3 protein-coding genes and 1 pseudogene are annotated in these 4,161 nt (G+C 36.8%); all 4 read left to right on the forward strand.

All coding sequences use genetic code 11. The features are described 5' to 3' along the window. A partial coding sequence (locus ACUVXA_RS17330; protein WP_445872538.1) for a hypothetical protein occupies window positions 1–2,240 on the forward strand: 2,240 nt, incomplete at its 5' end. Next, the gene (gene cas7d, locus ACUVXA_RS17335) at window positions 2,233–3,087 is read left to right on the forward strand and encodes a type I-D CRISPR-associated protein Cas7/Csc2 (RefSeq protein WP_445872539.1); all 855 of its coding nucleotides are present in this window, start codon (window positions 2,233–2,235) and stop codon (window positions 3,085–3,087) included. The genes ACUVXA_RS17330 and cas7d, both read left to right, overlap by 8 nt. An 8-nt stretch (window positions 3,088–3,095) precedes the next feature. Next, the gene (locus tag ACUVXA_RS17340; protein WP_445872540.1) at window positions 3,096–3,827 is read left to right on the forward strand and encodes a hypothetical protein; all 732 of its coding nucleotides are present in this window, start codon (window positions 3,096–3,098) and stop codon (window positions 3,825–3,827) included. Next, window positions 3,824–4,161: pseudogene (locus tag ACUVXA_RS17345) on the forward strand (CRISPR-associated endonuclease Cas6); the annotation flags it as partial. The gene ACUVXA_RS17340 and the pseudogene ACUVXA_RS17345, both read left to right, overlap by 4 nt.

Here is a 4,161-nt window from a genome sequence, read left to right on the forward strand (position 1 = left end):
AGAAAATTAGGGATATAATTCATACGCATCACAGCGTGGCTGAGCATGATTTAAGTGAGATAGTTACAGCTGGAGCATCCTTTTTCACGAATCTATTGAGAACCGCGGATTATATTGCCTCTATGGAAAACATTTCTTTTGAGACACTTTATCGCCTTCGTGAATTATATAAGGATAAAATAGATTTTACTTATTTCTCTTTTTCCCGTTTTGCTTCGCCTACTACTTTTACAGTCGTGAATAACTTGATTCAATCATACAAAGAAAAAGGGTGGACTCTTCTCAGAACTTTTGAAAATGGGGCTGTCTTCGTTTCTAAACCAAAAACAACACTTCCTGAGAAAACTTTTTGTGTTGGCAAAATTAATGAATCCATATTAAAGGAATCTCTTTCGCTCCAAAAATCATTTCCTACAGGATACACAGGAGACTTTTTAACCCTCTTGTCAAAGGAATATTCAGGTGAATTTTTGAAATGCAATAAGAAACAAATTATTAATGCCCTTGGTAATAAAGACCAAAAGGCAACTGTATTTTTCAAGTTGGCAAGAGATATCTTATCGGCACGAGATTTAGTTCCTGACAAATTAACGAGAAATTTAATAGAAGGAAAAATCAATAACCCTTGGATACTCGGTGTTCTTGAAAGTGCGAATAGCACCAGTGCCCATAAATATAGCAAGGAATTATTTAAAAAATTCACAGGAAATGCACCACCTGAAAAAGTTAATAGGGATATGATTGATCCTCTTTTTGATATGGCAAAAATTGAAGATTTATTCCCAGAGTCTTTAGACTTGCCACAAGATAAAAGCACGCGACTTAAAACTTTAAAGCCTAATGAGTTATTTGAACTTTTGCAGGCTATTGCAAAGCCTCCGGAAAACAAAAAGCAGAAATCAGATCTTGAGGAATACATTTTTGCCTGTATTTCTATGGATGAAGAGACAAATTTTCGGAAGAGTGCAGAAATGAGTTTTAAGATGTATTGCAGTTATAAAAAGACATCGGATGCAGAAAAAGGAGTTTGTGAAAGATGCGGATGTCCTGTTTCTAAAAAGATGCAGCCAGCTTTAAATCTATCTCAAGCACCCCAATCTTTCTCCCAGATTAAAGCAGAATATAATTATCGTGCAATCTGTGCATTGTGCGGGCTTGATAATCTTATTCTTAGAAAAGATGTGAGGAGCAATCAAAGTCGTGTTTATTTAAGACTTGAGACCAAAGTTCCTGATTTATTTTTCCATTATCAAGAAATCAAAAGACTTATTGGCCTTGTTGCTACTGGCGTGAGAAATCCAAGACAAATTGTTAGATTCAAGGAAAGAACAGATTTAGGTGGACTTCCTTTCCCGGAAAGGATTGAAATTCCTATTGGCCCAGAGAAATGGGCAGATAAATTGTCAAAAGACCCAGTATTGCAGGGTGATAATGGAGTTTTATTTATAGTAGGTAGAGATATTCGTCAAGAAGATTTCAGTCCAAAAGACCTAAGGGCACAGTATGAGCCTTTATATCACATAATGAAATACCTCGGTTTTAAAGTTTCACTTGGTGCTGAAGAACAAGAGGGTCTTTTTGGTGAAGAAGTTTTAACAGATGAAAAAGGTGAGAATTATTACCTCTCCCTGGCGACTATTCTTTTGGCAAACATTATTGGCAAGACACAAAAGCAGTTTATTTTTGCGCGTAATTTGATTCTTAACTCTCCAAGTACTGTTTTAATGTCATTGGTTGATATGCAAGGAAGCAAAGAAGAATTTGAGTTATATTCTACACATTTAATAAAGGCACTAAAGAAAGCAAATGTAAAAATTATAACTTATGAAGGAGGTGAGCTAAATATGGACGGACTTTTAAAAGATGCAGCATTTTTTGCTGACAAGGAGAAAGGAATCCCGCATTTCTGTGTAGAACCTGAAGAAAGAGGGGATTTCTGGAAAGATTTAACTAAACATAAAGCAGGGAAACCTGTAGCACAGGCTCTTGATGCAATCTTGTCGGGTCTTTCCTTCGATATAGCAATGGAGAGATTTATGCGGAATCTCTCAGTAAAAATCGGACAGGAAGAGCAAAGTGAATTAAGTAACTTTGTTAATAGAGCTAAGGAAATCATTAAACGCTATTACGAAATTCGTAAGAGCGACTTAAGTGGTTTTCTGAAAGCCAAGAATTCCCTGATTTCTGCAATCTACATTTTAACAAGGTATCAAAACTTAAAGGAGGTGGCAAATGAGTAACACAATGGAACTTTTTGGGGATATTCAGGTATTACCACGGGGAAGGTATTTACAACTTGTGGTTAAAGTCACACTTCTTGATGATGCAATAATTCGTTCCAATGAGCCAGAAGAAGTTCTGACTTTCAATTATAAATCTCTTGGGAATAGGTTTATTATCCCGTGGAGAAAGATTAAAGGAAAACTGCGCAGATTGGTTATGGAAAAACAAAGGGATTTGGGAATACCGAACAATTCCAACTGTTACTTAAAGGATCATCTTTGCATGACTTGTCCTGCTTGTCTTTTATTTGGTGGAACTGGCGAGACCTCTGCAACTAAGGCGGATTACAACCTATTGTCAAGAGTGTTAGGAGAAACCTTTATCTCAAGGACAGAAGTAAAAGATATCTCTGCATATACTGCAAATGCTGTTGATGAGGAGACATTAACTACAGGGCAGGCACTAATGACGATTTTAAAAGTCCCTACTGAGACCGAATTTTCAGGTGTTGTTACTTTAAGAGACCCAACGCCAGAGTTAACCTCCATTTTAATAGACAACCTTAATAGGCTTACCCGCTTAGGTGCGTCCACAAGGGAATGGGGAAAAGTAAAAACTGAAATAGTAGGTTATGTGCTGAGCGATAGAGAGACCCTTTCTTCATACGACTTAGTCAAGAGCGAGAAAAAGGATGACTTATGTAAAATTGCAGATTTAAACCTTCCGACAGTTGAAGATTCATTCAAAAAAGTTGCTGAATTAATACCCCATATATTGCCAAAAAAGAAACAAGAAAAAGGAAAGCGGGGAAGTAAGGCAAAAGAAGAAACAACTGAAGCAGGAGAGGAGTCAGCAGAAGGATAGGCATAAAGATGAAAGTCTTTGCATACTCAATTTATCTCCTTGACCCTTTGTTTTATGCCCGTGAGGGACTTTCTGCTGCCTTTGCGCCGCCTTATCTCCATGCAACTGCAATCAATTTTGCAGTAACTGCTATTCTGCCTCCTGAAATTACAGGACTCAATCCTGAAGATCAATCTTATGTTATTGGGGAACATAATGGCGGTAGAAATACTCCACGCTATAAAAACTCACTTGCTTCAAACAAATTTTATTTTACCCCTGCCCTGTTAGCAAGTCCTCTAAGATATTTTCCTGAGTGGACTAAAGGCGAAAACGATGGGTTTACTGCTCAAACAAAAATGGGCGAAGTTTTAAAGGCAGAAATCCTTAATTATCTTCCACCAGAGACAGAGTTTAAAGGATTTTTAATTTCAAAAGAAGACATTGTCTTTCCTAATCTAATTCGCCTCGGCACTTTTAGGGGTAAGGCACGTCTACTTCTTGAAGAATTAGAAATTGTTAAGGCAGTAGAAAAAGAACAGACAGCATCTCATCCTGTTGATCCACTTTTAAGTGAGGTCTTTAGAGGCATCATGGTCAATATGTTTCCATATCCAATAGTAGAAAATGCAACTATAAAGCACGGCATTGAAGTAAGAAGCAAAAAAGAACGATTCACAAAGATTGTTGCTTTACCAGATAAATGGACAACTCCAAAAATAGAAAAAGTAGAGAGAGGAGTGAGAAGCCTCATTCTATGAGCATGAGAACATTAGATGTGGCCATGCTAAAAATTCCTGCATCACGTCCTTTAGAACCTTATGAGGCAGCAGCCATACGAGGCTATCTTGGCCGAGTGTTTCCTAAAGAACCATTATTACACCATCATTTAGACAAGAAATTCCTTTATACATACCCCAAAGTACAATTTAAAATCATAGATGGAATTGCTCATATTGTAGGTATTGATGAAGGAGTATTGGTAATTAATAATATTAAAGATGTAATTAACAACTTGAAATTAGAAAAGAATAGGATAGAGTTTTACGAGCCACAAATCAGAATAAAAAAGGAACAATTTGGCTCATCAGATAA

This window comes from Candidatus Jordarchaeum sp. (assembly GCF_052745115.1).